This is a genomic window from Streptomyces sp. NPDC044061, from assembly GCF_056434305.1.
On sequence record NZ_JBWKFL010000039.1, the window covers coordinates 46,494 to 73,249 of the forward strand.

General features: G+C 70.0%; 27 protein-coding genes and 1 pseudogene. 9 read left to right on the forward strand and 19 right to left on the reverse strand.

Annotation, left to right across the window (positions count from 1 at the left end; genetic code table 11):
- Positions 1 to 152: 152 nt before the first annotated feature.
- Positions 153 to 833, forward strand: coding sequence for an LAETG motif-containing sortase-dependent surface protein (locus tag AC07CM_RS40260; RefSeq protein WP_478881496.1), 681 nt, complete (start codon positions 153 to 155; stop codon positions 831 to 833).
- Between the two features lie 76 nt (positions 834 to 909).
- On the opposite strand, the gene AC07CM_RS40265 is transcribed toward AC07CM_RS40260, so the two are convergent.
- The 6 genes from AC07CM_RS40265 to AC07CM_RS40290 form a co-directional block, all read right to left on the reverse strand.
- Entirely contained in the window at positions 910 to 1,707 is a 798-nt protein-coding gene (locus AC07CM_RS40265; protein WP_478881497.1) for a maleylpyruvate isomerase family mycothiol-dependent enzyme, read from the reverse strand.
- Between the two features lie 25 nt (positions 1,708 to 1,732).
- Entirely contained in the window at positions 1,733 to 2,755 is a 1,023-nt protein-coding gene (locus AC07CM_RS40270) for an ABC transporter ATP-binding protein (protein WP_478881498.1), read from the reverse strand.
- The gene (locus AC07CM_RS40275) at positions 2,755 to 4,356 is read right to left on the reverse strand and encodes an ABC transporter permease (protein WP_478881499.1); all 1,602 of its coding nucleotides are present in this window, start codon (positions 4,354 to 4,356) and stop codon (positions 2,755 to 2,757) included. The genes AC07CM_RS40270 and AC07CM_RS40275 overlap by 1 nt, the downstream gene beginning before the upstream one ends.
- Before the next feature lie 41 nt (positions 4,357 to 4,397).
- On the reverse strand, positions 4,398 to 5,507 hold the full coding sequence (locus AC07CM_RS40280) for a thiamine ABC transporter substrate-binding protein (RefSeq protein ID WP_478881500.1): 1,110 nt from the start codon (positions 5,505 to 5,507) through the stop codon (positions 4,398 to 4,400).
- A gap of 212 nt (positions 5,508 to 5,719) precedes the next feature.
- Entirely contained in the window at positions 5,720 to 6,826 is a 1,107-nt protein-coding gene (rlmN, locus tag AC07CM_RS40285) for a dual-specificity RNA methyltransferase RlmN (RefSeq protein ID WP_478881501.1), read from the reverse strand.
- Positions 6,827 to 7,603: 777 nt separating this feature from the next.
- Complete coding sequence (locus tag AC07CM_RS40290; protein WP_478881502.1) at positions 7,604 to 8,173, reverse strand: DinB family protein; 570 nt, start codon at positions 8,171 to 8,173, stop codon at positions 7,604 to 7,606.
- A gap of 831 nt (positions 8,174 to 9,004) precedes the next feature.
- Between AC07CM_RS40290 and AC07CM_RS40295 the strand changes: the two genes are divergently transcribed.
- Positions 9,005 to 9,355 (forward strand): hypothetical protein, encoded by a 351-nt coding sequence (locus tag AC07CM_RS40295; protein WP_478881503.1) that lies wholly within the window; start codon positions 9,005 to 9,007, stop codon positions 9,353 to 9,355.
- A 506-nt stretch (positions 9,356 to 9,861) separates the two neighbouring features.
- Here the strand turns inward: AC07CM_RS40295 and AC07CM_RS40300 are convergent.
- Positions 9,862 to 10,152 (reverse strand): hypothetical protein, encoded by a 291-nt coding sequence (locus AC07CM_RS40300; RefSeq protein WP_478881504.1) that lies wholly within the window; start codon positions 10,150 to 10,152, stop codon positions 9,862 to 9,864.
- 198 nt (positions 10,153 to 10,350) lie between these two features.
- Between AC07CM_RS40300 and AC07CM_RS40305 the strand changes: the two genes are divergently transcribed.
- The gene (locus tag AC07CM_RS40305; protein WP_478881505.1) at positions 10,351 to 10,857 is read left to right on the forward strand and encodes a hypothetical protein; all 507 of its coding nucleotides are present in this window, start codon (positions 10,351 to 10,353) and stop codon (positions 10,855 to 10,857) included.
- A gap of 122 nt (positions 10,858 to 10,979) precedes the next feature.
- Positions 10,980 to 11,750, forward strand: a complete 771-nt coding sequence (locus AC07CM_RS40310) for a calcium-binding protein (protein ID WP_478881506.1) — start codon at positions 10,980 to 10,982, stop codon at positions 11,748 to 11,750.
- A 78-nt stretch (positions 11,751 to 11,828) separates the two neighbouring features.
- On the opposite strand, the gene AC07CM_RS40315 is transcribed toward AC07CM_RS40310, so the two are convergent.
- The 3 genes from AC07CM_RS40315 to AC07CM_RS40325 form a co-directional block, all read right to left on the reverse strand.
- On the reverse strand, positions 11,829 to 12,284 hold the full coding sequence (locus AC07CM_RS40315; protein ID WP_478881507.1) for a hypothetical protein: 456 nt from the start codon (positions 12,282 to 12,284) through the stop codon (positions 11,829 to 11,831).
- A 158-nt stretch (positions 12,285 to 12,442) separates the two neighbouring features.
- Complete coding sequence (locus AC07CM_RS40320; protein ID WP_478881518.1) at positions 12,443 to 12,724, reverse strand: hypothetical protein; 282 nt, start codon at positions 12,722 to 12,724, stop codon at positions 12,443 to 12,445.
- Between the two features lie 214 nt (positions 12,725 to 12,938).
- Complete coding sequence (locus AC07CM_RS40325; protein WP_403581145.1) at positions 12,939 to 13,319, reverse strand: VOC family protein; 381 nt, start codon at positions 13,317 to 13,319, stop codon at positions 12,939 to 12,941.
- Between the two features lie 433 nt (positions 13,320 to 13,752).
- Between AC07CM_RS40325 and AC07CM_RS40330 the strand changes: the two genes are divergently transcribed.
- From AC07CM_RS40330 to AC07CM_RS40345, 4 genes are all read left to right on the forward strand, one after another.
- Positions 13,753 to 15,216: a membrane-associated oxidoreductase gene (locus AC07CM_RS40330; protein ID WP_478881519.1), complete on the forward strand. Its 1,464-nt coding sequence runs from the start codon at positions 13,753 to 13,755 to the stop codon at positions 15,214 to 15,216.
- A gap of 157 nt (positions 15,217 to 15,373) precedes the next feature.
- Entirely contained in the window at positions 15,374 to 16,033 is a 660-nt protein-coding gene (locus AC07CM_RS40335) for a YceI family protein (protein WP_478881508.1), read from the forward strand.
- Positions 16,034 to 16,106: 73 nt separating this feature from the next.
- Positions 16,107 to 16,436: a deoxyxylulose-5-phosphate synthase gene (locus AC07CM_RS40340; protein WP_478881509.1), complete on the forward strand. Its 330-nt coding sequence runs from the start codon at positions 16,107 to 16,109 to the stop codon at positions 16,434 to 16,436.
- Complete coding sequence (locus AC07CM_RS40345; RefSeq protein ID WP_478881510.1) at positions 16,433 to 17,221, forward strand: SMI1/KNR4 family protein; 789 nt, start codon at positions 16,433 to 16,435, stop codon at positions 17,219 to 17,221. The genes AC07CM_RS40340 and AC07CM_RS40345 overlap by 4 nt, the downstream gene beginning before the upstream one ends.
- A 73-nt stretch (positions 17,222 to 17,294) precedes the next feature.
- Here the strand turns inward: AC07CM_RS40345 and AC07CM_RS40350 are convergent, their stop codons facing one another.
- From AC07CM_RS40350 to rpsB, 5 genes are all read right to left on the reverse strand, one after another.
- Positions 17,295 to 18,467, reverse strand: coding sequence for a phosphatidate cytidylyltransferase (locus tag AC07CM_RS40350; protein ID WP_478881511.1), 1,173 nt, complete (start codon positions 18,465 to 18,467; stop codon positions 17,295 to 17,297).
- Entirely contained in the window at positions 18,467 to 19,024 is a 558-nt protein-coding gene (gene frr / locus AC07CM_RS40355; RefSeq protein WP_067041614.1) for a ribosome recycling factor, read from the reverse strand. The genes AC07CM_RS40350 and frr overlap by 1 nt, the downstream gene beginning before the upstream one ends.
- A gap of 184 nt (positions 19,025 to 19,208) precedes the next feature.
- Positions 19,209 to 19,967, reverse strand: coding sequence for a UMP kinase (gene pyrH / locus AC07CM_RS40360; protein ID WP_478881512.1), 759 nt, complete (start codon positions 19,965 to 19,967; stop codon positions 19,209 to 19,211).
- Positions 19,968 to 20,158: 191 nt separating this feature from the next.
- Entirely contained in the window at positions 20,159 to 20,995 is an 837-nt protein-coding gene (tsf, locus tag AC07CM_RS40365) for a translation elongation factor Ts (protein WP_478881513.1), read from the reverse strand.
- A gap of 175 nt (positions 20,996 to 21,170) precedes the next feature.
- Entirely contained in the window at positions 21,171 to 22,070 is a 900-nt protein-coding gene (rpsB, locus tag AC07CM_RS40370; RefSeq protein ID WP_478881514.1) for a 30S ribosomal protein S2, read from the reverse strand.
- A 274-nt stretch (positions 22,071 to 22,344) separates the two neighbouring features.
- On the opposite strand from rpsB, the gene AC07CM_RS40375 reads away from it, so the two are divergent.
- Positions 22,345 to 22,932, forward strand: a complete 588-nt coding sequence (locus AC07CM_RS40375; protein ID WP_478881515.1) for a peptidoglycan DD-metalloendopeptidase family protein — start codon at positions 22,345 to 22,347, stop codon at positions 22,930 to 22,932.
- Positions 22,933 to 23,052: 120 nt separating this feature from the next.
- Here the strand turns inward: AC07CM_RS40375 and AC07CM_RS40380 are convergent, their stop codons facing one another.
- The 4 genes and pseudogenes from AC07CM_RS40380 to AC07CM_RS40395 form a co-directional block, all read right to left on the reverse strand.
- Positions 23,053 to 23,610, reverse strand: a complete 558-nt coding sequence (locus AC07CM_RS40380; protein WP_478881520.1) for a TetR/AcrR family transcriptional regulator — start codon at positions 23,608 to 23,610, stop codon at positions 23,053 to 23,055.
- 64 nt (positions 23,611 to 23,674) lie between these two features.
- Positions 23,675 to 24,517, reverse strand: coding sequence for an RNA polymerase sigma factor WhiG (gene whiG / locus AC07CM_RS40385; protein WP_478881516.1), 843 nt, complete (start codon positions 24,515 to 24,517; stop codon positions 23,675 to 23,677).
- Between the two features lie 342 nt (positions 24,518 to 24,859).
- Positions 24,860 to 26,020: a DNA-processing protein DprA gene (gene dprA / locus AC07CM_RS40390; protein ID WP_478881517.1), complete on the reverse strand. Its 1,161-nt coding sequence runs from the start codon at positions 26,018 to 26,020 to the stop codon at positions 24,860 to 24,862.
- Positions 26,017 to 26,661, reverse strand: a pseudogene (locus tag AC07CM_RS40395) (ATP-binding protein); the annotation flags it as partial. The pseudogene AC07CM_RS40395 and the gene dprA, both read right to left, overlap by 4 nt.
- Between the last annotated feature and the right edge of the window lie 95 nt (positions 26,662 to 26,756).

A 26,756-nucleotide genomic window follows, 5' to 3' on the forward strand; every position in this document is an offset into this window, starting at 1 on the left:
AAGCCAACGGCCGTCGCGGGCATATGCATTGACACTTCTTATGGAGCGCTTATAAACCTGTGAGCCTCCTGGGGGTGCTGGGACCTCACCTCATCCGTCGTCCCGTCTCCCCCTCAACCCCCCGCAGTTCTGCACTCTGTAAAGGACAAGCGTTGTCCATAACCCGCCGTAGCGCACGCCGTTCCGTGCGCGTCCTGGGAGTTGCCTCCGCCTCCGCCGCGCTGGCGCTGGGTCTGTCCAGCACCGCGCTCGCGTGCAACATCCGTGAGTTCTCCGCCGAAGCCCAGTGCGACGGCAACAAGGGCGTCATCGTCGTCACCGACAAGGACGGCTCCGGCACCCCGGCCACCATCACCGTGTTCTCGAAGAACGCCGCGGGCGTCGAGAAGCAGGTCGGTGAGCCGCAGGATGTCAAGGGCTCCGCCGACGGCACCTCGGTGACCTTCCAGGAGGACTGGAAGCCGGACGCCACTTACCGCATCCACGTCAAGGCCGGCAACCTGGTCGACGAGGACATCAATCCCGACCTGGTGACCCCGTCGACCGCCTGCAAGAAGGAGGAGTCCCAGACTCCGACCCCGCCGGCCACCCCGACGCCGAAGCCGTCGAAGACCACCGCGACCCCGACTCCGTCGGCGTCCGAGAGCAGCTCCGCCCCGGCGGGCACGCCGAGCAACGCGCCGTCCCCGGCGGCCGGTGACTCGAACCTCGCCGAGACCGGTGCGAACTCCAACACCGGTCTGATCGCCGGTGTCGCGGGCGCCCTGGTCGTCGTCGGCGGTGGCGCGGTCTACTTCGGCATGCGCCGCCGTGGCGCGAAGAGCGGCAGCTGACGCCTCACTTCGCACCACCACTCGTACACCGCCGCGGCCCGTCCCCGTATCCCCGGGGGGCGGGCCGCGGTCGTGTTCAGCCGAAGCTGGTCCGCTCCAGCCAGAACTCCAGCACCTCGCGCTCGCCCAGCACCTCCAGGCCGGGGGCGTCCAGCGGCAGCCGCCGGTAGAAGGCGAGCAGCAGCGGGGTGAGCGGGCCGCGCAGGGCGACGGTGGCCCTCTCGTGGCCGCGGCGCCAGCTGACGCCCTCCTCGCCCAGCTCGACGAGCCATTCGGCGTTCAGGGCGGCGTCGGTGTCGGTGGCGTGCAGATGGATGCTGCGGCCGGGCCCGCGCAGTTCCCCGGCCGCCGGATGGGCCGCGTTGCGCTGCACCCACTCCACGAGCTGCAGCCATTCGTCCAGCGCGTCGGCGGCGATGTCGGGCGCGACCTCGTAGGGCAGCCCGGCCGTGAGCGTGGCGTCGGCGCGGTGGACGGTGATCTCGTGGGCCATGCGCCGGGCCCAGAAGCCGGCGTCGTGGATTCCGGCCCACGCCCACACCTTGGTGTCCGGACCGGCCTCGCGCAGCGCCTCGACGACCCGTTCGCCCGTCTGCGCCAGCCACGCGTCCAGGGCGGCCGCGTCACCCCGCTCCCGCGGGCCACCGGCGAGCGGAATCCGCTCGGGCGGGATGTTCTCCTGTGCCCGGGCGCGCACCAGGGCGTCCACCCAGCGCAGCGCGCCGCCCATGTGGCGCACGAGGTCTTCCAGTGACCAGTCCGGGCAGGTCGGCACGGTGGCGGCGAGGTCCGTGCCGGAGGTCACCACCGCCCTCAACTGCTGTACCTGATGGGCGATTTCGTCGCAGTAGCGGTCATGTGCGAGCAACGTCATACCCCTCACCCTAGGGGCGACATGATCATCCCAGCACGACGATTTCGGCCACGTCGAACTCCACGCCCACCGCGCGCCCGGCCTCCGGTGCGTCCCGCAGCGCGCAGGCCGCCTCCAGGTGCGGGCCGCCGTCCTGGGGCTGGAGGCGGACGGCCACATGGGTGCCCTTGAAGGTACGGGCGGTCACCGTGCACGGCAGGCCCTCGTCGGGCGCCACGAGCCGTACTCCGGCGGGCCGCACGAGAAGCTGCCGGGTGCCCTCGGGGGCGCCGTGGGGCACGGGCAGCTTGCCCCACGGGGTGTCCGCGGCCGTGTCGGCGACGGTCGCCGGGACCACGTTGTCGAAGCCGAGGAAACGGGCCACGAACTCGTTCGCGGGCCGCTGCCAGACCTCCAGCGGCGTTCCGGACTGGGCGATACGGCCGTCGCGCATCACCACCACCCGGTCGGCGAGCGCGAACGCCTCGCCCTGGTCGTGGGTGACGGCGAGCACCGTCGTGCCCAACCGGCCGAAGACGTCCCGCAGTTCCACCACCAGCCGCTCCCGCAGCGAGCGGTCGAGCTGGCCGAGCGGTTCGTCCAGCATGAGCAACCGGGGCCGGGGCGCGAGCGCCCGCGCGAGGGCCACGCGCTGCTGCTCGCCTCCGGACAGCGCGGCCACGGCCCGCCCGGCCGCCCCCGGCAGCCCGACCAGCTCCAGCAACCGCCCGACCTCGGCGTCCCGTTCGCTCCGCGGCACCCCGTGCATCCTGAGCCCGAACGCCACGTTGCCGCCGACGTCCCGCTGCGGGAAGAGCTGGTGGTCCTGGAACATCAGCCCCACACCCCGCCGGTGCGCGGCGACGCCCGCCTGGTCCCGGCCGTCGAGCAGCACCCGCCCCTGGTCCAGGGGCTGCAGCCCGGCCACCGCCCTCAGCAGCGTCGACTTGCCGCTGCCGCTGGGCCCGAGCACGCACACCACCTCGTGCTCGGCGACGTCGAGGTCGACCGCGTCGAGCACGGGCCACCCGCCGAAGCGCACGGTCGCGGCCTCGAGACTCAGCAGCATCAGAACTCCCCCGTCCGATCGGTGCGCAGCCGCTCCAGGATCAGCAGCGCGGCAGCGCACACCACCATCAGAATCGTGGACAGGGCCATCGCCTGCCCGTAGTTGAGGTCTCCGGGCCGGCTCAGCAGGCGGGCGACGGCGACGGGGAGCGTCGGGTTGTCGGGCCGGGCGATGAACACGGTCGCCCCGAACTCGCCCAGGGAGACGGCGAAGGCGAAACCGGCCGCGATCAGCAGCGCCCGCCGCACCAGCGGCAGGTCGACCTCCCGCCACACCCGCCAGGGCGAGGCCCCGAGCACGGCCGCCGCCTCCCTGAGTCGTGCGTCCACCGCCCGCAGCACCGGCAGCATGGTCCGTACGACGAAGGGCGCGCCCACCAGCGCCTGGGCGAGCGGTACCAGGATCCAGGACTGGCGCAGGTCCAGCGGGGGCTTGTCCAGAGCGATCAGGAAGCCGAAGCCGACGGTCACGGCGGAGACGCCGAGCGGCAGCATCAGCAGCGCGTCGAAGCCGCGCACCAGCCGTCCCGCGTCCCTGCGGGCCAACGCGGCGGCGGCGAGGCCCCCGATCAGTACGGCGATGGCGGTGGCGGCCGCCGCGTACTCGAGCGAGGTCCACACGGCGTGCAGCGGCGCCACGAGGAAGGTGCCGCCGTCGGCGTCGGTCAGCGCCCGGTAGTAGCCGAGGCCGGGCGCGTCCAGGGAGCGCCGTACCAGCACGGCGAGCGGCAGCAGGAGAAGGAGCGCGATGGTGGCGAGGACCCCGGTGAACAGCGCCCACTGCCCGGCCCCGCGCGGCCTGCGGGCGGTCACCTTCGGGTCCACGAGCCGCAGCGCGGTCTCCCGCCGCCGTACCGCCCAGGCGTGCACGACGAGGATCGCGCCCACCGCGACGAACTGGACGAGGGTGAGGACGGCGGCCGTGGACAGGTCGAAGAGCTCTGAGGTCTGCCGGTAGATCTCCACTTCGAGGGTGGAGAAGGTGGGCCCGCCGAGGATCTGCACCACGCCGAAGGAGGTGAAGGTGAACAGGAACACCATCAGGGCGGCGGCGGCCACTGCGGGCGCGAGTGCGGGCAGAGTGACCTTCCGCCAGGCCTTCAGGGGTGAGGCGCCGAGCATCCGGGCCGCCTGCTCCTGCCGGGGGTCGAGCTGGGCCCACAGCCCGCCGACCGTGCGGACGACGACCGCGTAGTTGAAGAAGACGTGCGCCAGCAGGATCGCCCACACCGTGGTGTCCAGCCGTACGCCCCACAGCTCGTCCAGCAGCCCGCCCCGCCCGACCAGCGCCAGGAACGCCGTGCCGACCACGACGGTCGGCAGCACGAACGGGACGGTGACGACCGCCCGCAGCACCTGCTTGCCCGGGAAGTCGAGGCGGGCGAAGACGTAGGCGGCGGGCAGCGCGAGCAGCAGGGTGAGCGCGGTGGAGGCAAGAGCCTGCCAGGTGGTGAACCACAGCACGTGCCGGATGTCCGGCTGCGTGACGACGTCCGCCGCCCGGCCCAACTGCCAGACGCCGTCCACCTTCAGCCCGCGCGCGACGATCGCTGCCACGGGCCAGGCGAAGAAGACGGCGAAGAACGCGACGGGCAGAGCCATGAGCCCCAGCCGCGCCGCGCTCCCGCGCGTGTGCCCCTCGGCTACTTCAGTACGAGCGACGTCCACGACTTGACCCACTGGTCGCGGTTGGCGGCGATCTTGCCGGGGGGCATGGTCTCGGGGTTCTTGGCCTGCGGGCCGTACTTCACGAACTCCGGCGGCACCTGGGCGGCCTCCCGCACCGGGTAGACGAACATCTTCAGCGGCATGTCCTCCTGGAACTCCTTGGTGAGCAGGAAGTCGAGGAGTGCCTTGCCGCCCTTGGGGTTCTTCGCGTTGCTCAGCAGTCCGGCGTACTCGGTCTGCCGGAAGCAGGTTCCGTACGACACCCCGGTCGGGGCGGTGCCGGGCCGCTTCTTGGCGTAGATCACCTCGGCGGGCGGCGAGGAGGCGTAGGAGACGACGAGCGGCCGGTCACCGCCCGCCTTCCTGCCCTCCGACGAGCCGGAGAACTCCTGGTAGTAGGCCTGCTCCCAGCCGTCGACAACCTTGACCCCGTTGGCCTCGAGCTTCTTCCAGTAGCCCTGCCAGCCTCCCCCACTCTCGGCTTCGCTCGAGCGGGAGGTGCCCCCGTCACCGTAGCTCGCGGCGCTGCCGAGCAGGAAGCCGAGGCCGGGCGAGGAGGTGGCGGCGTTCTCGGTGACGAGGAGGTTCTTGTACTCGGGCTTGGCGAGGTCGGCGAAGCTCTGCGGCGGGGTCAGCTTGTGCTCGCTGAAGTAGGCCTTGTCGTAGTTGACGCAGATGTCGCCGGTGTCGATGGGCGTGACGCGGTGCTTGTCCTGGTCGACCCGGTACTGCGGCAGGACCAGGTCGGAACCCTTCGCCTCGTACGGCTGGAACAGCCCGTTGTCGAGGGCACGCGACAGCAGCGTGTTGTCGACGCCGAAGAAGGCGTCGCCCTGCGGGTTGTCCTTGGTCAGGATCGCCTTGTTGACGGCCTGGCCGGCGTCGCCGCTCTTGAGGACCCTGACCTTGTATCCGGACTGGCTCTCGAAGTCCTTGATCACGTTCTTGGAGACGAGCCACGAGTCGTGGCTGACCAGGGTCACGGTCCTGGAGTCCGCGGAGCCCTTGGCGTCCGTCGATCCGCACGCGGACAAGGTGACGAGGCCGAGGCCGACCGCCGCGGCCACGAGGGTCTTGGTGTGCACTTGGTTGTCCTCCTGGGGTTGGCCAGGAAGAACGCGACCCCACCCGGGAGCCCGGGCAGGGCACGACAGCATGAGTGATGACCGAACTTCCTACCCAGAATGACCTGGGCGAGGTTCAGAGGGTCTGCGGCCCGATCGCCGCACTCTCAGCGCTGTGGCGCTCCCCTGTCGGAATATGAAGATGTGATGAGACTCAATCGAACGCAGCCACATTACCGCTCTGTGGCCGCGAGCTGACCACAGGCTCCGTCGATCTCCTGCCCCCGCGTATCCCGGACGGTGACGGGCACCCCATGGGCGGCGATGGCCTCCACGAAGGCCTTCTCGTCCTCCGGCCGCGAGGCGGTCCACTTGGACCCCGGCGTCGGGTTGAGCGGAATCAGGTTGACGTGCACGGGCTTGCCCTTGAGCAGCCGCCCGAGCCGGTCACCGCGCCAGGCCTGGTCGTTGATGTCGCGGATGAGCGCGTACTCGATCGACAGCCGGCGCCCGGACTTCTCGACGTACTCGAACCCGGCGTCCAGCACCTCGCGCACCTTCCACCGCGTGTTCACGGGGACGAGGGTGTCGCGCAGTTCGTCGTCGGGGGCGTGCAGGGAGATCGCGAGCCGGCACTTGAAGCCCTCGTCGGCGAACCGGTGGATGGCGGGCACGAGGCCGACCGTCGACACGGTGATGCCCCGCTGCGAGAGCCCGAGACCGTCCGGGGCGGGGTCGGTGAGGGCCCGAATGGCGCCCACGACCCGCTTGTAGTTGGCGAGCGGCTCCCCCATCCCCATGAAGACGATGTTGGAAAGCCGCGCGGCCCCGCCGGGAACCTCGCCGTCCCGCAGCGCCCGCATCCCGTCCACGATCTGGTGGACGATCTCGGCGGTCGACAGATTCCGGTCGAGCCCCGCCTGCCCGGTGGCACAGAAGGGACAGTTCATCCCGCACCCGGCCTGCGAGCTGATGCACATCGTCACCCGGTCCGGGTACCGCATCAGCACGGACTCGACGAGCGTCCCGTCGAACAGCCGCCACAGCGTCTTGCGCGTGGTCCCCTGGTCGGTCGACAGATGCCGTACGACGGTCATCAGCTCCGGGAACAGCGCTTCGCGCAGCTTGCCGCGCGTCCCGGCGGGGATGTCGGTCCACTGCTCGGGGTCGGGCGCGTACCGCGCGAAGTAGTGCTGCGAGAGCTGCTTGGCACGGAACGGCTTCTCACCGATCTCGGCCACGACCTCCTTGCGCTCGGCGGGCGTGAGGTCGGCGAGGTGCCGCGGCGGCTTCTGGGCTCCGCGCGGCGCGACAAAAGTGAGTTCTCCGGGCTTAGGCATGGCGTTACCAGTGTCGCAGATCCAAATGGGTGACCTGGGGGTGTCGGTCGCTGCGACTGTCGTCAGTAGGCGCCACTGGTCGTTACCGAGCGGCGTCGGAACGGCCCAGGAACGGCCCAGGGACGATCACCCGTCGGCCGCCCGCCACTCGTCGAGGCGGACCCTGACCTGGTGGTTGTGGGAGTGCCAGTAGACCTCGCCGCTGACGGAGGTCCCGAGGGCCGGGAGCTCCATCCCCTACGGCATGGACGTGATCTCCGCCGGCGCTATGGCGTTCGGCACGCCATCTATACGCATGAAGACCCCGAAGGGCCGGCGGCCGGTGATCTCTCCTGTGATCGGGGTCCCTACGGGGAGCGCTGCGACGGTTGCCGCCCAGCTCTCCCCCACGTCCGCGGCCGGCACCTCACGGCCCGTGGGCCAGGCGTACTCAGCCATTGCCAGATCATGACGCAGCGAGCGCTTGGAAGGCGCTTGGTGCAATCACTGGCGCACCCCCTCCGACCTGGCGTTGCCCGCCGGCACCTTTGGCCGGGCTCCTATGAGGTCACACACGCCCGACCGGCAGCGCGCCGGACGGCACCGTCCGAAGTGGCCGACAAATCATCAACAGGACAGCATGCGTCGGTCAGACGGGGGGTCAGACCCCTCGGACGGCGCCACCGCCATCCTCACAGACACTCGTCGGCACGCGGATCACGGGGCAAGGTGTTTGCGGGGTCACAGGGGTCATCGCCTTCGATCGTGTGGGGGCGATACGCCCTGCCGCGGCGTTGGCTAACCCATGGTCTTGGCGCCGTCCAGGGACTCGCGGATGATGTCGCCGTGGCCGGCGTGCTGGGCGGTCTCGGCGATGATGTGCATCAGCACCCGGCGGGCCGACCATCGCGCGCCCGACTCGGACCACGGGGCCTTCGGCAGTAGTTGTGTGGCGTCCAGGTCGGGCAGGGTGACGACCAGTTCGTCGGTCCGACGGGCCACCTCGGCGTAGTCGGCGAGCACGCCGGTCAGCGTCTCGTCGGGCAGCATCCGGAACTCGTCGGCCCGCCGGGCCCAGTCGGCCTCGGTCATGGTGGTGAAGTCGGGCATCGCCGACGGGCCGTCCAGGATGAACTGCACCCAGGTTCGCTCGACCGCAGCGACATGTTTGATCAGGCCGCCCAGGCACAGCCGGCTGGCGGTGGTCCGGCGCCCGGCCTGCTCGTCGGTGAGGTCGCGGGTGGTGAATCGCAGGAAGTGCCGATGCTTGGCCAGCGCCTCGAGCAAGTCGGCGCGCTCGCCGGTGGCGGTCGGCTCATGAGCCGGGTCGTGGGTGGCCAGTTCGGTGACAGTCATGGTCTCGCTCATGGTTGCTGCCTTCCGTCATTCGGTGTTCCGCCGGGCAAGGACGACGCTAGGGGGCCTAGAGGTCAGATTCTGACCTAAATGACGGGAGAGGCGAGATTTCCATGATTCATTCCCCGCTCGCTCCCAAGGCACCTTCCAAGGCCTGACCTGGTGTTTCACCTGTCAGGGCAGCGGGATTTTGAACCCACGACCTCTTCGTCCCGAAGCGACTTGCCTCTGCGCTCGGCCTCGGCCCGGCGTGCCCCTCACCTGTCGCGATGGTCCACAGGTGTGCGTGGTTGTCCGCCGGTGTAGGCAGGCGTTGTCACGCAGTCGGACACTCACACGGCAGGCGCGGCACGAGCTTCAGTCGCCCGCGAACCACAGGTAACTGCCCCTTGCCCGTAGGATCTCCGTGGAAGTGTTGCGCGGGACTTGCGCCAGTTGTTGCGGGCCGGCCGTGCCGAGTGCAGCTCCGGATCAATCCCCATGCTTCATGAAGCACACGCTGTGCCGCTGCACAGCCACAACTGATCACTGGCGCCCCTGATCTGCGGCTGCCACATCGATCAACGTTCTGACCTGCTTCTGAGCTGTCGGCGCCTGTCGGCGTTGGTCACCTTTGAGCGCCCTTCCATGGCCCGAGGACGGCCCGGGAGGGCGCTCGTGCATGAACACCGCTTCAGGAGCGAGGTAGGGCGGTGACGGGACCGGGCTGCGCGTTCTCCGGCTTGGCGCAGTGCGGCCGTACTGCCCGCTCAGTGCCCCGATTCCCCGTGAGTCCCCGCCCGTTCCGGCACGAAAGTGGCACGACCCGAGGGCTGCGCCATGGCTGCACCTATTCTCCAGATCATGGAGGACTCGGAGGCCTTTCGCACAGCGGTCAGGGCGCGTGTGACGGCCATGCTGAACAGCGATGCCTCACCGTACGAACCGGCGTTGGAGATTCTTGGCCTTGCCAGTGGTGGGATGCCGGTGGATGAAGGTGATGAAGCGTGTAATTCGCTCGCGCTCATCTGGGGCGAGCTGACCGATTGGGTCGAGCTCCGGCCTGCGGAAACGGATCAAGCAGAGAGCCACATGGTCACTGCCGCCCGTGAGTGGCTGACCGTCGAGGGTGACCGAGAGGCCGAGGGCCAGTACTTCGACCGTTGGCTTCACGACATCCTTGGGTACGAGCGTCCGGCTCCGCCCCAGGACTAGTCCACGATCTTGAAAACCGTCGTGGCAGCGATGTCACCGTGGGTTGAAATCCCACGCCCACCGCAGGTGAATGGCCCCTGACCAGGCAACTCGGTCAGGGGCCGTTCTCGTGAGCGTTGTCCGCCGGCGACCGCTGTTCCCCGCCGTTTCCCGACTGAACGGGCACGGGAGTGGCACGCCGACTGGCCATCTCCAGACGGCCGGCAGCCCGGCGAGCATCGAAGCCGCCATCGCAGAGAAGACCCGCGGCTTCCTCCAGCCCGGTCCCGAAGCCTGGCGGGTCAGCTCCCAGTTGCCCACCAGACCGCCACCTGGGCCAGCGCATCCCGCAGCAGGAAGACGGCGGTGTGCACAGAGAGCCTCCAGTGGCCTTCGAACGGACTGGAAGGCCATCCCTGGCCGTTCGCCCTGATCCACCTTCGTCCGCCGCTGTTGGTGTCAGCCGCTGGTGTCAGACATCAGTCGCCCAACTTGACGGTCGCCCTGGACAGGGCGCAGGGCAGCACTCAGTCGCCATCGCCGGCACGACGAGCCTTGACGAAGGCTCCGCCCCGGACCAGAAGTACCGCACCGAGCACGACGAGCCCCAGAGCAACGGTGGAAAGAATCATCGCCGCTTCGGAAGAGAAGCCGAGGAGTTTGGGTGCTCCGTCCAAGATGGGGCCGCCGGCCATCGCTATCCAACCCCAACCGGCCCTGGGCGACGGCGCATACGCCGCCGTTCCCCGGCCGTTCAAAGTCAACACGCCCAGAACTACGAAAACGCAGCCGGAACCCAACATGATCCACGCGGACATGGCACCCCTCCGCAGGCAGGCTACTGCACGGGCGGAGCGGCTTTGGCCGATGGCCCAGCGATGTCGTGGAGCCCCAGCTTGGAAGATCGTTCTCGACCGGAGCCTCCCCCGATGAGGGCAGATCCGGCCTGCTGCGGACGGCACGAGGTACGGGTCGCATACTGGCGTCCGATCCGTTCTCGTGGTGTGGAGGCGTGCATGCCGCAGGAAAAGAGTCCGCGCACCGTCAAGGTCGACCTCGGGCACGAGCTCACGACTACCGGGGGCGGCCTGCTCCTGATGGACGAGCACGGATGCCATGTGCTCATGCCCGACCAGGAACACCTCGGCGTGCTCGACGTCACCTTCATCGCATGCACCCAGAGCGTCTTCGGCTACCCGAACGACGAGGCGCAGGAGGGTCATCCGCCGGCCCGCGGCCTTGCCTACGGGGTCTACGAGGTGTTCGGCTCGGACTGGGCGCAGCGGCTGGAACAGCAGAACCGTGTGCGCTTCCCGGACTTCCGCTGGGCGCCCAAGCGGCACTTCCTGATGCTCATGCACGAGTCGACCGGCGAGTTTCTGGCGGACGACGTCCACGCCGAACTCCACCCCAGCCCGCAGAGCGCCGGCGACTACGACCGCATCGCGCACCAGGTGCTGCAGCAGGCGCTGGACACGGACATGCCGACCCTGCTGCCACACGGTGAGACCGAACGGCACTGACGACCCGGCGGGACGACCTGAAGCCCCGGGGGGCGGCGGTGCCCCGGAGTAGGTGTCCCTTACAGTTCGTTCACCCGCCACACGCCTACCCAGGCGACAGGCCTCTTTTCCTGAGGGAACTTATGCGCAGACTCGCCATCGGTGCCGCTTCGTCCGGCGCGCTGGCACTCATCGCCCTCACCGTTCCGGTTGCTCACGCGGACACGGTGGTGGGCGACACCAACGTTTCGAACGTGGTGGTGAACGGTGGTAAGGACGTCGCCGTCGGCACGACGAACAAGGTGACCTTCAAGGTCACGTTCACGGCCTCCGACCCGGCCGGCATAGCCTCCGGGCAGACGTACCTGTACCACGGCACCTGGAGCGACCCCGACGCCTTCTGGACCCAGGACTCGCCCAGCGAGACCACGTGCACGTCGGGGACCACGGCCACCTGCACGTCGACGTACACCGTCGTCCCCGAGTACGACCTGCACTACAACGCCTTCGCCGGCACCTGGCACTTCGGCGCGTACGCGAAGGCCAAGGACGGTGACTCGGCGAAGCGCACGAATCTCGGCACCTTCCACGTGCAGCGTTACTCCAAGCTCACGGTCAACGCCTCGCCGGAGCCGGTCGCCAAGGGCCGGACGATCACCGTCACGGGCAAGCTGACCAGGGCGAACTGGGAGGACCACCTGTATCACGGGTACTCCGGACAGCCGGTCAAGCTGCAGTTCCGCAAGGCGGGCAGCAGCACGTACAGCACCGTCAGGACCGTGAACACGGACGGCAGCGGCAACGTGAGGACCACGGTCACCGCCTCCACGGACGGCTACTGGCGCTACTACTTCGCGGGCACGAGCACCACGCCGGCCGCCAAGGCCACGGGCGACTTCGTCGACGTGAAGTAAAGAGGGGTCTCGCCCGCTGAGCAACGCACAAGGGCGCGCTGCCGTGAGGCACCGCGCCCTTGTCTGCGGGAGCGAGGGCTACTCCCCAAGCCCATGACGTCGGTCGCCCGTCCCTGCGTCGTCCGCTGCCTGCGCCAGGATGCACTGGTTCATGTCGTCGGGGTCCCCCACGGTCAGGCCCACCACCAAGCGTCCCTCGGCCCGGTAAAGGTCGAACGGGGTTTCTTCGTCCCCTACGGTCACATCGAGTTCTTGCTCAGCGCCGGACTTGTAGATTCTCCAGGTGCCGTCCCCGCCGACGCTCTGCGTGACCTTGCCATCGAGGTCCATCTCGGTGGGCATGCCGGTGACGGATGCCGATCCGTCCCGATTCAAGGTCAACGTGATGTCGCAGTCCCGGTCGCGCCAGGTGCCTACGAGCTGAGAGTCGTGGACGTTCTTCGCATGCGGATAGCCGCCCCACCCCATGCACGCGGAGACCGACAGCGCCATCGGGGCCGAGATCAGCACTGACTTCCATGCCCGGCGCTTCATCGGCCGCCCCTTCGTACTGGTGGCCTGATCTCAGGCCTCTGGCGATGCGGGGCAGCATGCGGTCGGCGCACGACGACGCGAGCGGTGGGCTGAGGTCCGGGAACGGCAACAGGCTGCGGCGCCGGCAGGCCCTGCAGCAGACCTCGAACCAACTGCAGTCAGTCGCCGATGAACCACAGGTACCGATGTGGTGGCTTGAGGACAGTCACGCACAGCGCGTTGACCTCTTCGACCCAGTCACCCCTTCGCTCGGCCGGTAGTCGCTCCAACTCTTCCATCAGGATCGGCATTTGTCGTTCATTGAAGATCGCGTCGCCGTACGGATCCAAGCCGCCCAGCATCGGGAACTCCGCCCGGTCCACGCCGGCCGGCGTCGCGAACCACGGCAACCCGCAGCTCGCGCGGGCCAGGACATCTCCTCGTTCCGATCGCACCTGCATATTGATCACCTGCCGACGCCATCCCGGCCACGGCACGACGAACAGGGATTTCCCGACCTCCTGTTGGTGCCTTGCCGGGCGAAGTACAGGGCCGTTCAGCTGCGTTCATGAGCGGGTGAGTGACGGGACGACCCCCTGAGGGAATGCGGGGGCTGCCGTTGTGTGGAGCTGTCCAGCCCGGCGCACCAGGGCCGCACCCTGGAACACAGAGCCGTCAGAGCGGGTTGAGGCGGGCCTTGAGCAGGCAGAACTCGTTGCCCTCGGGGTCGGTGAGAACGTGCCACTGCTCCTCGCCGGTCTGGCCGATGTCGGCGGGGCGCGCCCCGAGCTTCAGGAGGCGTTCGAGCTCGGCGTCCTGATCGCGGTCGGTGGCGTTGACGTCGATGTGCAGCCGGGACTTCCCCGGCTCCGGCTCGTCCCTGCGGCTGAGGATGATCGTCGGCTGCGGGCCGCCGAACCCTTCGCGCGGCCCGATCTCAAGCGTGCCGTCCTCTTCGCGGTCGAGCACCACGAAATCCAGGACCTCGCACCAGAACCGCGCCAGCACCTCGGGTTCGCGGCAACCGAGCACGAGCTCACTGATACGACATGCCATTGACGAAACCTACTCTCAACGTGGGAACTGCCGGGGCGGCCGCGCGCGGAGCTCCTGGGCTCCCCGCGGCGGGAACACGCTCGGGACCGTACCGGGCGAGGGGGTCGGATACGAAGGGTTTTCGGGGCCCTCTCCGTGGAACAGCTCCGGCACTGGGCAGACCTCCCAGGGACCGTCGGGCCGGTCGGCCCGGCGCCACCAGACATGTCGGCCGGCGCACTTCCACAGTGACCGGCACGTCCGCCGGCCGTCGTCCTCCCGCTCGGCGAGCACCAGGCCCCCGGACCTCATGGGCCGGCTGCACCTGGGGCAGGTCGGGGCGTCGTGGCTCACGTGTCGCAGCCTAACGGCACTGCCGCTTCGCGTCGAAGCAACTGGGCTGGAAAATCTGGGGAGTTGACAGCGTCGGGGCGTGACGCCAGAGTCCCGGCTGATGGACACGAACGATCTTACGCCTGCCGAGTCGAGGGTTTGGCGCGCCTTTTCCAGTGGCGCGGCGGTGGACTTCCGCACCGCGGAGGACGAGGACACGGCACAAGGGGCGGACTGGGGTCCCGACCGTACGGTGCGGGCGACCGTGTTGCGGGCCCTGCTCCTGGACGGACCGCTGGAGGAGGGGGAGATACCCGCTCTGAGACTGAACGGCGCCCGCATCACCGGCGTACTCGACCTGCAGTACGGCACGATCGACCATCTGGTGCATCTGTGCGACTGCTTCTTCGAGGACGTCCCCCAGTTGTACGCCTCCCGGCTCCGTGAGCTGAACCTCAGCGGCTCCGTACTGCCCGGCCTCGCCGCCGCCACCATGCGCGTGGACGGCATCGTGCACCTGACGGGCTGCCGGTTCCTCGGACAGGTGCGGCTCGGCGGGACGCACATCGCCGGGACGCTGTTCCTGGCCCAAGCCGAGATCATCCGGCCGGACACCGCGCAGCGCGCGCTCCTGCTCAGCCACGCGATCATCGGCGACGACCTGTGGGCACCCGGACTCCGAACGCACGGAGCGCTGGACCTCAACAGCACTTCGATCGCCGGCTCGGCCAGCCTCGACGACTCGCGGCTCAGTCATCCGGGCAGCTTCGCCCTGGACGCACAGACACTCCTCGTGGAAGGCGACTTCCACATGCGGCGCCTCCGGACACAAGGCTGGATCGGCCTGCGGGGCGCCCGCATCACCGGGCGGCTCGACCTGTCGTACGCGTCCCTTTCCAATCCCGGCGACGCGGCGCTGCGCGCGAGCAGCTGCACCATCGGGGAACTCTGGTTGCGCAAGAGCCCGCCCATGGAAGGCGCACTGAATCTGCGCCGGGCACAGATCGAGGTTCTGGTCCTGGAACCGGAAACGGTGCCGGCCAAGGTGCTCATCAGCGGTCTCGTCTACACCGCCCTCACCCCGCACGAACCCGCGGAACGCCGCCTGCCCATGCTGGAGCGCGACGACGACGGCTACGTCCCCGACGCCTACGAACAGTTGACAGCCGCCTACCGCCGTGTCGGCGACGACCACGCCGCCCGCCTCGTCCAACTCGCCAAGCAGCGCCACCTGCGTGGCACCCGGGCCTGGTACGGACGCCTGTGGGGCTACATGCAGGACGCCACCGTCGGCTACGGCTTCCGTCCGCTGCGCGCCTGCGTCTGGCTGCTGTCCCTGCTGGCCGTCGGCTCGATCGCGTACGCCCTGCACCACCCCCGCCCGCTCAAAGCGTCCGAGGCCCCTCACTTCAACCCGGTCTTCTACACGCTCGACCTGCTGCTGCCCGTGATCTCCTTCGGCCAGGAGGACGCCTTCGCGCCGGACGGCTGGTACCAGGCACTGTCCTACGCCCTCGTCATCACCGGCTGGATCCTGGCCACGACGGTCGTCACCGGCGTGACCAGGAACGTCAGCCGTCAGTGAAGCGGTTCGCCGTTCGAGGTCGGACCGCCTGCCCGGCCTTCAGTGCCACGAACTCGCGTCCACAGGTCCGGCCGTCTGTGAAGTTCTGTGGGCGAACGGTCGGGTTTCCTGGTCGGGCCTTGTCTGGGCCGCTCGGACTGACGTAACAACGTGCGTTATGAACCTTTTCGGCCGCAACTCGCACCACCGGCGCGCGGAACCCTCCGCCGCGGCTGTGGCGACCGCCGCCCCGGTGGCCCGTGGTACCGCTGTCCTGCCCGATCCCGACCTGGCGCACCTCACGGGAGAGTGGTTGATCGACCCGGCGCACAGCAGGATCGGGTTCTCCGTGCGGCACGCGATGGTGACGACGGTGCGCGGATCCTTCACGGAGTACGAGAGCCGCCTCTCCTTCGACGGCCGCGACCCGGCCCTGTCCCGGGCCGACATCGTGCTGTACACGGCCAGCGTCGACACCGGTGTCGAGCAGCGCGACGCGCACCTGGTCGGCCGTCAGTTCCTGGACTCCGCGACGTACCCGCGGATGACCTTCACCAGCTCCGCCGTGCAGCTCGCGGGCAAGGACGTCTACCGCATGACCGGCGATCTCACCATCAAGGACACCTCCCGCCCCGTCGTCCTGGAACTCACCTACATCGGTCATGTGACCGACCCGTTCGGTTACGAACGCGCCGGCTTCGACGGCACCACCACCATCAACCGCTCCGAGTGGGGTCTGACCTACGACGCCAGGCTGGCCCAGGGCGGGGCCATGGTGAGCGACACGGTCCGGCTCCAGTTCGACATCGCCGCCATCCGCGCCACCCCCACCGCCTGAGGGGCACGGCCGGACCACCGACGACCTCCGAAACCCGCTTGGCCGACCCCGCGTGGCTCCCTACGCTGAGGGCATGCCTGCCGCGAAGACGTCGTACGTGTGCCTGTCCTGCCGGGTGTCGTACAAGCTGTGCCACGCCCCGTGGCGGGAGCGCACCTGCCCGCGCTGTGCCGGCGCGCTGATGTACGCGGGTTCGGCCTTCGCGGCGCCGCCGAGGCGGGACAGGGCCGCCTGGCGGACGCTCACCGTGCTGCTGCACGCGGGCGTGGGATTCCACAAGACCTGCTGCGGCGGTCCCGGGTACCGGCCGCGGACCCTGCGCGAGGTGCGGGAGCGGCTGGCGTACGCCCGGCGCACCGGGGAGCCGGCCGCGCGGGCGCTCGCCCGGGCCGAGCTGCCGTGACCGGCCTGGACTCCCTCACCCGGGTCGTGACCCCGCCGACCGCCCCGGTCGACGCCCGCGGGGACTGGGCCGAGGTGGAGGAGCGGCTCGGTGCGCGGCTTCCCGCGGACTACAAGCTGCTGGCCGGCACGTACGGCTGGGGCGAGTTCTGCGACTATCTGCGTCTGCGCACACCGTTCGGGTCGAGCCCGCACAACGGTCTCGAGCGGTATGACGGCCTGCTCGTCTGGGGCGGCACCCTGGACGCGGACCGGCTGTGCTGGCGTACCGACGGAGACCCCGACGGGTGGCCGGTCGTGGTCCAGGGGCGGGGCGTCGGACAGGACGAGTACGCGCTGAACGCGACCGGGTTCGTCGAGGAGTGGGTGACCGGACGTCTGCGCTCCACCGTCCTGGCGGACATGGAGCCGGACCTCGCACCCTGGTTCGATGCGTTCCTGCCGCGGCTGCACCGGTGCCTGCGGTTGTCCGAGGGCCCGCGGCCGTTCGCCGAGCGGCTGCGGATCCTGCGGGACGTGCTGGCGCCGACCCTGGACCGCGGCTCGTGGGAGTCCGAGGACGGTGCGCACGGCCAGGACCACTTCCGGACCGCCGACATGGACTGGCACCTCACCTACGACCGCTCGCGCCCGCACCAGATCCGCGTTGCCTTCCCGCCCGGGGACCGGGTCGCGGTCCGCGACCGGCTTTTCGCCGCCGTACGGCTCATGGGCTGCACGGTCCTGGAGATCACCACGTCCCAGGGCCTGCCGCTGGCCGACTGGGACGCCGACGACGGGCCCTGACGGAGGCCGGGCAGCGCGACGGGCCCCGCCCTGTGCTCAGGACGAGGCCCGGAAGCCGTACACGCCGCGGCCCTCACGCGGAGCCGACGAACACCACCATCAGCAGCCACACCACCGGAGCGGTCGGCAGGAGGGAGTCCAGCCGGTCCATGATGCCGCCGTGCCCCGGCAGCAGGGTGCCCATGTCCTTGATTCCCAGGTCGCGCTTGATCATGGACTCACCGAGGTCGCCCAGGGTGGCGCTGGCGGCGACCGCGAGGCCCAGCAGCAGACCCTGCCACCAGCTGCCGTCGTCGATCAGGAACTGCATGCACAGCGCGCCGGCGACCATCGCGAACAGCACCGCGCCGAGCAGGCCCTCTCGGGTCTTGCCGGGGCTGATGCGCGGGGCGAGCTTGTGCCTGCCGAAGCGCCAGCCGACCGCGTACGCGCCCGTGTCGCTGACGACCGTGAGGAGCAGGAAGGTCAGCACACGCCACGGGCCGTCGTCGGCGGTGAGCATCAGCGCCACGAACGTGGCCAGGAACGGCACGTAGAACGCGGCGAAGACGCCCGCCGTGACGTCCTTGAGGTAGCCCTCGGGTGGCTCGGTCATGCGCCAGACCAGCACGGCGAGCGACGTCAGCGCCATGGCGACCCACGCGCCCTCGGCACCCCGCACGTACCCGGCGACCACCATCGCCGCGCCGCCGACCGCGAGCGGCACGAGTGGCGCCTTGATGCCCTTGCGCTCCTGCAGCCTGCTGGTCAGCTCCCACAGGCCCACGACCACGGCGACCGCGACCACTCCGACGAACACGGCCTTGACGATGAACAGGGAGGCGACGATCAGCACACCGAGTCCGACGCCGACCCCTATGGCCGCGCTCAGGTCACGGCCCGCGCTCTTCTTCTGCGGCGCTGGCGCCGGCTGCGGGGCGTCGGGCATGGGCTCCGGATTCTGCGTCGAACTCTGTGTGGGGTTCAGCGTCGGTATCGGCGTCGGGCTCGGGGTCAGGTGTTGCGGGGCGTACCGCGTCTCGTCTCGGAACAAGGGGTCGCTCAGCCGAGCGGCCCCCCGGTCCTCGTCCTGGTCACCGCCGTACGCGGGTCCGTCGGGCACGATGGGCATGGGGCGAGTCCGCTGCACCTCAGGCGCATCGTACGCGGGACCCGCCGGGGCGGCCCCCTGGACAGGCCCGCCCTCGGTGGGCCCCCAGTACCCGGCCTGCCCCGTCGGCGGCGGCCCCCAGGAAGAGTCGCTCATCAGACTTCGAGCAGCTCCGCTTCCTTGTGCTTGAGGAGCTCGTCCACCTGGGCGACGTACTTCGCGGTGGTGTCGTCCAGCTCCTTCTCGGCGCGGCGGCCCTCGTCCTCGCCGACCTCGCCGTCCTTGATCAGCTTGTCGATGGCGTCCTTGGCCTTGCGGCGCACGGAGCGGATCGAGACCCGCGCGTCCTCGGCCTTGCCCTTGGCGACCTTGATGTAGTCGCGGCGGCGCTCCTCGGTGAGCTCGGGGAACACCACTCGGATGATGTTGCCGTCGTTGCTGGGGTTGACGCCCAGGTCGGAGTCGCGGATCGCCTGCTCGATGTTGCGCAGCGCGCTCTTGTCGAACGGCGTCACGACCGCCATGCGCGGCTCCGGCACGGAGAACGAGGCCAGCTGGTTGATCGGCGTCGGGGCGCCGTAGTAGTCGGCCACGATCTTGTTGAACATCGCCGGGTGCGCACGGCCGGTGCGGATCGCGGCGAAGTCCTCCTTGGCGACCACGACGGCCTTCTCCATCTTCTCCTCGGCCTCGAGGAGGGTCTCTTCGATCACCACTTGCTCCTGCGTGTCTTGAGTAAGGCCCGGCTGCGGTTCCTCTGCGGGGCGGCGGCCGGCTGCGTCGCGTCTTCTTCCTGCACGGTTCCCGACCGGCAGGACATTGTCCATCCCCCGGCCAGGGCGCGTCCCGTCCGTCCCCCGGACAGGTGTCGTACCACGGGCGACAGGGGCGTGCCGGTCAGTCCCGGCTGCCCTGGTCACCCACCAGCGTGCCGATCTTCTCACCCTTGACGGCCCGCGCGATATTGCCCTCCGCGAGGAGCTCGAAGACGAGGATCGGGAGCTTGTTGTCGCGGCACAGCGTGACCGCCGTGGCGTCGGCGACCTTGAGGTCGCGGGTGATGACCTCGCCGTAGCCGAGGGCGTCGAACTTGACGGCGTCGGGGTTGGTCTTGGGGTCGGAGTCGTAGACCCCGTCCACGCCGTTCTTGCCCATGAGCAGCGCCTCGGCGTCGATCTCCAGGGCGCGCTGCGCGGCGGTGGTGTCGGTGGAGAAGTAGGGCATGCCCATACCGGCGCCGAAGATGACCACGCGGCCCTTCTCCAGGTGGCGCACGGCGCGCAGCGGGATGTACGGCTCGGCGACCTGCCCCATGGTGATGGCGGTCTGCACCCGGCTGTCGATGCCCTCCTTCTCCAGGAAGTCCTGGAGGGCGAGGCAGTTCATCACGGTGCCGAGCATGCCCATGTAGTCGGAGCGGGCGCGGTCCATGCCGCGCTGCTGGAGTTCGGCGCCGCGGAAGAAGTTGCCGCCGCCGATGACGACCGCGACCTCCGCGCCGTCGCGGACGACCGCCGCGATCTCGCGGGCGATCTTGTGCACCACGTCCGGGTCCACGCCCAGGCCGCCGCCACCGGAGAAGGCCTCCCCGGACAGCTTCAGCAGAAACCGGCCGCGTACTTTGCCGTCGTCGCTCTTCTGGGCCTTGGTGGTCATGGAGATCCCGCCTCTTTCACGTGTTGCACATACGAAGAAGGCCATTGCCGATGGGTTTGCTTTTCGCTCCCATGCGCGGCAATGGCCTCCTCGTCAGATCTGCTGCCGTCCGCCACGTGCCTGGGTGTGGCGGTGTGCGCGGACGACTGCTCTCGACCCTATCGGGGTCGCGCGTCGATCGCGGTACGGACTCAGATGCCGACCTTGATGCGCGTGAAGCGCTTCAGGGTGACACCGGCCTCGTCCAGCACCTTCTGGACCGACTTCTTGTTGTCCAGCGCGTACGGCTGGCCAAGCAGGGTGGCGTCCTTGAAGAAGCCGCTCACACGACCCTCGACGATCTTGGCGATCGCGGCCTCGGGCTTGCCCTCGGCGCGGGTGGTCTCCTCGGCGATGCGGCGCTCGGACTCGACGACCTCGGCCGGGACGTCCTCCTTGGAGAGGTACTTCGGCGCGAAGGCGGCGATGTGCTGGGCGACGCCCTTGGCGACCTCGGTGTTCGGCTTGTCGAGCTCGACCAGGACACCGATCTGCGGGGGCAGGTCGGGCATGGTGCGGTGCATGTAGGCGAGCACGAAGCCGTCGGCGAACTGCGCGAAGCGGTCCAGGACGATCTTCTCGCCGAGGTTGGCGTTGGCCTCGTCCACGAACGCCTGGACGGTCTTGCCGGCCTCGATCTCGGAGGCGAGCAGGGCCTCGAGGTCGGCCGGGGAGGTCTTGGCGACGTGCTCGGCGATCGCCGTGGCGACGGCCTGGAACTTGTCGCCCTTGGCGACGAAGTCCGTCTCGCACTTCAGCTCGACGAGGACGCCGGAGGAGTTGTCGTCGGCGATGATGGAGACCACGGCGCCGTTCTCGGCGGAGCGGCCCTCGCGCTTGGCGACGCCCTTCTGGCCCTTGATGCGCAGCGCCTCGACGGCCTTCTCGACGCTGCCCTCGGCCTCGTCCAGCGCCTTCTTGCAGTCCATCATGCCGGCGCCGGTGAGCTCACGGAGCTTCTTGACGTCGGCGGCGGTGTAGTTCGCCATGAGTCTGTGAGTCTTTCTCGAAGTCTTGGGAGGACGGAGATCGGTACGGTCCACGATCCACATGTGAACGCGGATCGCGGACGGCGTGCCGAACTACGGATGAACAGCGGGGGCGGACTTCACCGCGCCGGAGGCGCTGCTGGATGCGGTACCGCCCCCGCCGTCAACGCTGACGTCAGGCCTGCTCGCCCTCGGCGGCCTTCTCGGCCTCGGCGGGAGCGGCCTCGGCGGCCGGAGCAGCCTCGGTGGCCGGAGCAGCCTCGGCAGCCGGAGCGGCCTCGGCAGCCGGAGCCTCGTCCTTCTTCTCACCCTCGAGCAGGTCGCGCTCCCACTCGGCGAGCGGCTCGCCCGCGGCCTTCTCGCCCTTGTCACCGGTGGCGACGCGAGAGCGGGAGATGAGGCCCTCGGCGACGGCGTCGGCGATCACACGGGTGAGCAGGGTGACGGAGCGGATCGCGTCGTCGTTGCCCGGGATCTTGTAGTCGACCTCGTCGGGGTCGCAGTTGGTGTCGAGGATCGCGACGACCGGAATGTTCAGCTTCCGGGCCTCACCAACGGCGATGTGCTCCTTCTTGGTGTCCACGATCCAGACGGCGCTGGGCACCTTCTGCATCTCGCGGATACCACCGAGGGTCTTCTCCAGCTTGGCCTTCTCGCGCGAGAGCACGAGAAGCTCCTTCTTGGTCAGACCCGAAGCGGCGACGTCCTCGAAGTCGATCTGCTCCAGCTCCTTGAGGCGCTGCAGACGCTTGTAGACGGTGGAGAAGTTGGTGAGCATGCCGCCCAGCCAGCGCTGGTTGACGTAGGGCATGCCGACGCGGGTGGCCTGCTCGGCGATGGCCTCCTGCGCCTGCTTCTTCGTGCCGACGAACATGACCGTGCCGCCGTGGGCGACGGTCTCCTTGACGAACTCGTAGGCGCGGTCGATGTACGACAGCGACTGGAGCAGGTCGATGATGTAGATGCCGTTGCGCTCGGTGAAGATGAAGCGCTTCATCTTCGGGTTCCAGCGACGGGTCTGGTGACCGAAGTGGACGCCGCTCTCCAGCAGCTCCCGCATCGTGACGACGGCCATGGCCGTATCTCCTTGAATTTCTCGGTTGTGCCGCGTCCGCCGGACGGCGGTCGCGCCTGACGCCCGCGATGCGCCGTGCCGCGAAGGACCGAGGGGCGCTTGGTACGAACCGTTGCCGGCTGCCGTACCGGGGCGTGCGAAGTCGACCCGGTGACCCGGATCGCCAGAAGAAGTGTACGGGACCGCCGGGGCACCGGGTGACGCCGCTCTCCACAACCGGTGAGTAGTCCACAGATCCCGGCCGTGTCCGGCGGGCGTGGCGGAGGCTTTTCGCATGCGACGAGTGAGGCGATGCGTGACCTTGTGGGCGGGTTTGCTGCTGGGCCTGGCGGCGGCAGGGTCGGCCCCTGCGGCCTGGGCGGACCGCCCCGGTCCGGGACCTTCGGCGCCGGACCGGGCTCCGCGGTCGGCCGATGAGCCGGTTCCGGCCATCGGGCGTGGCTGGCCGGTGGGTGTCAGGCCGGTGGTGCTGCGGGGCTGGGAGCCCCCGGCCACGGCGTACGGCGCCGGGCACCGGGGCGTGGACCTCGCCGCGCCGGCCGGTTCGCCCGTACGGGCCGTCGCGCCCGGCCGGGTGTCCTTCGCCGGGCGGGTCGCGGGCCGGGGCGTGGTGTCGGTGGAACTGACGGGAACCGATCTGCGCACCACGTACGAGCCGGTGAGCCCGTCGGTGGAGAAGGGGGATTCGGTGGGAGCGGGCGGGGTGGTGGGAACGGTGGAGCCGACGGGCTCCCACTGCGGCGCGACGACATGCGTGCACTGGGGCCTGCTGCGGGGCGAGGCCTATGTGGACCCCTTGTCCCTGCTGCCCCCGTGGCTGCTCAACAGGGGGCCGTCGAGGCTACTGCCCGTGCTCACGTGACGGAGCACGCGTGACCCGGCTCACCCAGGTCCAGGTTGCCCACTCCGGCACGGCTCGTCATGATCATCGTGCAGGAGTCGTCGTCCACGGCCGGGCAGGGCCCGCGCAGCGCGGCCGGCCTCAGCCCCTCACGCCCCGCAGTGCCATGGCCACGGCGGCGTCCGTCACCACGACGGGCTCCTCGGCCGCGCCCAGCTCGATCCGCCGCACCGCCGCGTCCACCACGCCCTGCAGCAGCATCGCCGCGAGGCGGGGCTGCTCGTGCCCCATCTCGCCGAGCGCCTCCACGACCATCGCGACCAGCCCGCCGTGCGCGGCCCGGATCTTCTCGCGCGCCCCCGCGTCGAGCTCGCTCGCCGAGATCGCCACCACGGCCCGGTGCCGCCGGTCCCCGACCAGCGCGAGCTGCCGGCGCACATACGCCTCGACCTTGCCCTCGGCCGACGGCTCCCGCTCCATCGCCGAGGCGACCTCCGCCGCCCACACGGGGAAGTCGACCTCGCACAGCTCCTCGACCACGGCGGCCCGCGAGCGGAAGTACTCATACACGGACGACCGCGCCAGCCCCGTCCGCTCGGCCAGCGCGGGGAAGGTCAGCGCCTCCGTCCCGCCCTCGGACAGCAGGGACCGAGCCGCGTCCAGCAGGGCGGCTCGCTGCATCGACCGGTGCTCGGCCACGGAGGCCGCTCGAATCCTTGGCACGTCAACCACTCTACGGACAGCCCACCCCGGAAGGGAGGAGTCAGCGCCCGAAGCCCGCCAGCTTCGCCCGCAGCTGCAGCACCGACTTGGTGTGGATCTGGCTGACCCGGCTCTCGGTGACCCCCAGCACGTTGCCGATCTCGGCGAGGGTGAGCCCCTCGTAGTAGTACAGCGTGACCACGGTCTTCTCCCGCTCGGGCAGCGTGTTGATCGCCCGCGCCAGGAACCGCCTCAGCTCGCGGTCCTCGGCCACCTCCACCGGGTTGTCGGCGGCGGTGTCCTCCAGCGTGTCCATGAGGCTGAGCCGGTCCCCGCCCTCACCGCCGACGTGCAGCAGCTCCTCCAGGGCGACCACGTTGGCCAGGGACAGCTGGCTGAACACGGCGTGGAGATCGTCAACCTCCATGCCCAGCTCGACGGCGACCTCCCCTTCCGTCGGGGTGCGCCGCAGCCGCGCCTCGAGCGTGGCGTAGGCCCGCTCGACATTGCGCGCCTTCTGCCGCACGGACCGTGGGATCCAGTCCAGCGCCCGCAGCTCGTCGATCATCGCGCCCCGGATCCGGGTGATCGCGTACGTCTCGAACTTGATCTCCCGGTCGATGTCGAACTTCTCGATCGCGTCGATCAGCCCGAACACCCCCGAGGAGACGAAGTCGGCCTGCTCCACATTGGGCGGCAGGCCGACGCTCACCCGGCCCGCCACGTATTTGACGAGCGGCGAGTAGTGCAGGATCAACTGCTCCCGCAGCCGGTCGTCCCCCGTCGCCTTGTACGACCGCCACAGCTCGTCGAGTGTCGAGGGAGCGGGCGGTCGCACGCTGCCGCCGTCGCGGGCGGCTGGGGGGATCGCCGCCCGGTCGGACCCGGAGGTGTGCTGGGGCATTCGTCGCCTTGTGTCGTTCTGCCGTGAAGTGCCGTGTTCTGCCGTGAAGTGGGAGAAGTGATCAGGAGTGGGTAGCGGTGGGGGTTCGTGGGATGAAGTGGGCCACCTGGGTGAGCTGTCGGTCTGATGTCGAGTTGGCGCGGTCTGCGCCCCGGCTTTTGTGAGCGTAGCGTGACTGAGGAGTCGCGGTGTGCGAACAGCGAGGCTCCACCCCTGCGCGGGCGTCTTCCGCCGACCGCACCACCGCGCTCCCCCACTCGCTCTGCGTGACCGGCCGAAGGTGTCAACTCCGGGATTTCCCAAGGGCGTAGGGGGTTCCCCCGGACGGCCGAACACGCTCGGTCAGCATGACGCCCGGCCGCCCCGGGCCGAGATCATCGCCTGGCGTGTCAACTTCCAGCCATCGCCGTGTCGTTCGACGTAGCCAAGTGCTCTAAGTTCGTACAGTCTCGCGATCGCGTCGTCCGGCGTGGTGCGCGCGCCGCACGCGATCTCCTCGGCGGGGGCCGCGCGGTGGCCGGGCAGGGCGGCGAGGACGGCCCGGGCGGCCGGTTCGAGCAGGTCACGCGGGAGTACCGGGCCCCGCCGGGGCGGGGCCAGCTCGCCCATGTCACCCACGAGTTCGATCACATCGGCGGCGTCGGTGACCAGGACGGCCTCGCCGCGCAGCATCTCGTGCACGCCGGCGGAGAGTCCGCTGGTGACGGGTCCGGGCACGCCCATCGTGAATCTGCCGAGGCGCGCGGCGGCCCGCGCGGTGACCAGAGAGCCGCTGCGGCAGGCGGCCTCCACGACCACGGTGCCCCTGGTAAGGGCAGCGATCACGCGGTTGCGCAGGATGAACCGGGTCGGCGTCGGGTGATCGCCGGGCGGCAGCTCACCGATCACCAGTCCCTGCTCGGCGACTCTGTTGATCAGGGCGGTATGACCACGGGGGTAGGGCCGGTCGACACCGCAGGCCAGGATGGCGACGGTGGCTCCGCCGGCGGCGAGGGCACCGCGGTGGGCGGCCCCGTCGATCCCGTAGGCACCGCCCGAGACGACGACCCAGCCCCCCTCGGCGAGTCCCGAGGCCAGGGCACCGGCCACATGGGCGCCGTACTCGGTGCAGGCGCGCGCCCCCACGACGGCGACGGATCTGAGCGCCCACATCCGCAGGCTGGGCCGCCCCCGCACCCACAGCCCGGTGGGCCGCGCGTCCCCGAGATCGTCGAGCTGGCCCGGCCACTCGGCGTCCCCCGGACACACGAACCGCACCCCGGCGGCCCGCGCCACCTCCAGGTCCCGCTCCGGCTCCGCCCGCCGCGCCCGGGCCACCAGCCCGCACCACCGCGTTCCGCTCACCCCTGGCAGGGGCTCCCCACCGTCCCGCAATCGCCGTACCACCTCCGCCACCCCGAACTCCCGCGTCCACCGCCCTCCGACCTCGTCCCCGGGTTCGACGACCCGAGCGAGGAAGACCCGGTCGAGCAGTTCCCCGCCCGGGTCGTCCCCTGCGGTCATGTCAGGGCTCCGATGGCCATGGGCACACCCCGCGGCACTCCGGTACGCAGTTGAAGGGCGAGGCAGACATCGGTGGCGTCCGGGCGGTCGTGGCCGACGAGGTCCGCGACCGTCCATGCGACGCGCAGCACCCGGTCGATCCCGCGGGCCGTGAGCACGCCCCGCTCGAGGTTGCGTTCGGCCTCGTCCATCGCGCCGGCCACCGCGTGGAAGCGGCTGCGCAGCTCCCGTCCGGGCAATTCGCTGTTGGTGCGCCAGGGGGTTCCGGCGAGCCGGGTGGCCGCCCGCTCCCGGGCCGCCCGGACCCGGTCGGCGACGGTGGCGGTGGACTCGCCGCGGGCACCGGGATCGGTGAGCTGGGCCCGGGTGACCGGGTCTACCTCGACACGCAGGTCCACCCGGTCCAGCAGGGGGCCGGACAGCCGGGCCTGGTAGCGGCGGATCGCCGAGGGCGGGCAGTCGCACAGGGAGTCCCGCTGCGAGAAGCGCCCACAGGGGCACGGGTTGGCCGCCAGGACCATGAGGAACCGCGCGGGGAACCTGACCACGCCCGCGCTGCGCGCGATCACCACGTGTCCGGACTCCAGGGGCTGCCGCAGGGAGTCCAGGGTCTGGCTGTGGAATTCGGGTGCCTCATCCACTTTACCGACTCTCAGAGTGTCTGAATCGGCTCTGACCTGCGGTGATGCGTCACGTAGGCGTTCGCGACGTAGGGAAGACCGTTGCGTCGAGGGCA

What these genes read in the sequence shown, in the direction of transcription:
- AC07CM_RS40265 (WP_478881497.1), bottom strand. Translation starts at nt 1,707, where the DNA reads ATGACGTTGCTCGCACATGACCGCTACTGCGACGAAATCGCCCATCAG.
- AC07CM_RS40270 (WP_478881498.1), bottom strand. Translation starts at nt 2,755, where the DNA reads ATGCTGCTGAGTCTCGAGGCCGCGACCGTGCGCTTCGGCGGGTGGCCC.
- AC07CM_RS40275 (WP_478881499.1), bottom strand. Translation starts at nt 4,356, where the DNA reads ATGGCTCTGCCCGTCGCGTTCTTCGCCGTCTTCTTCGCCTGGCCCGTG.
- rlmN (WP_478881501.1), bottom strand. Translation starts at nt 6,826, where the DNA reads ATGCCTAAGCCCGGAGAACTCACTTTTGTCGCGCCGCGCGGAGCCCAG.
- AC07CM_RS40290 (WP_478881502.1), bottom strand. Translation starts at nt 8,173, where the DNA reads ATGAGCGAGACCATGACTGTCACCGAACTGGCCACCCACGACCCGGCT.
- AC07CM_RS40295 (WP_478881503.1), top strand. Translation starts at nt 9,005, where the DNA reads ATGGAGGACTCGGAGGCCTTTCGCACAGCGGTCAGGGCGCGTGTGACG.
- AC07CM_RS40300 (WP_478881504.1), bottom strand. Translation starts at nt 10,152, where the DNA reads ATGTCCGCGTGGATCATGTTGGGTTCCGGCTGCGTTTTCGTAGTTCTG.
- AC07CM_RS40305 (WP_478881505.1), top strand. Translation starts at nt 10,351, where the DNA reads ATGCCGCAGGAAAAGAGTCCGCGCACCGTCAAGGTCGACCTCGGGCAC.
- AC07CM_RS40310 (WP_478881506.1), top strand. Translation starts at nt 10,980, where the DNA reads ATGCGCAGACTCGCCATCGGTGCCGCTTCGTCCGGCGCGCTGGCACTC.
- AC07CM_RS40315 (WP_478881507.1), bottom strand. Translation starts at nt 12,284, where the DNA reads ATGAAGCGCCGGGCATGGAAGTCAGTGCTGATCTCGGCCCCGATGGCG.
- AC07CM_RS40320 (WP_478881518.1), bottom strand. Translation starts at nt 12,724, where the DNA reads ATGCAGGTGCGATCGGAACGAGGAGATGTCCTGGCCCGCGCGAGCTGC.
- AC07CM_RS40325 (WP_403581145.1), bottom strand. Translation starts at nt 13,319, where the DNA reads ATGGCATGTCGTATCAGTGAGCTCGTGCTCGGTTGCCGCGAACCCGAG.
- AC07CM_RS40330 (WP_478881519.1), top strand. Translation starts at nt 13,753, where the DNA reads ATGGACACGAACGATCTTACGCCTGCCGAGTCGAGGGTTTGGCGCGCC.
- AC07CM_RS40335 (WP_478881508.1), top strand. Translation starts at nt 15,374, where the DNA reads ATGAACCTTTTCGGCCGCAACTCGCACCACCGGCGCGCGGAACCCTCC.
- AC07CM_RS40340 (WP_478881509.1), top strand. Translation starts at nt 16,107, where the DNA reads ATGCCTGCCGCGAAGACGTCGTACGTGTGCCTGTCCTGCCGGGTGTCG.
- AC07CM_RS40350 (WP_478881511.1), bottom strand. Translation starts at nt 18,467, where the DNA reads ATGAGCGACTCTTCCTGGGGGCCGCCGCCGACGGGGCAGGCCGGGTAC.
- pyrH (WP_478881512.1), bottom strand. Translation starts at nt 19,967, where the DNA reads ATGACCACCAAGGCCCAGAAGAGCGACGACGGCAAAGTACGCGGCCGG.
- tsf (WP_478881513.1), bottom strand. Translation starts at nt 20,995, where the DNA reads ATGGCGAACTACACCGCCGCCGACGTCAAGAAGCTCCGTGAGCTCACC.
- rpsB (WP_478881514.1), bottom strand. Translation starts at nt 22,070, where the DNA reads ATGGCCGTCGTCACGATGCGGGAGCTGCTGGAGAGCGGCGTCCACTTC.
- AC07CM_RS40375 (WP_478881515.1), top strand. Translation starts at nt 22,345, where the DNA reads ATGCGACGAGTGAGGCGATGCGTGACCTTGTGGGCGGGTTTGCTGCTG.
- whiG (WP_478881516.1), bottom strand. Translation starts at nt 24,517, where the DNA reads ATGCCCCAGCACACCTCCGGGTCCGACCGGGCGGCGATCCCCCCAGCC.
- dprA (WP_478881517.1), bottom strand. Translation starts at nt 26,020, where the DNA reads ATGACCGCAGGGGACGACCCGGGCGGGGAACTGCTCGACCGGGTCTTC.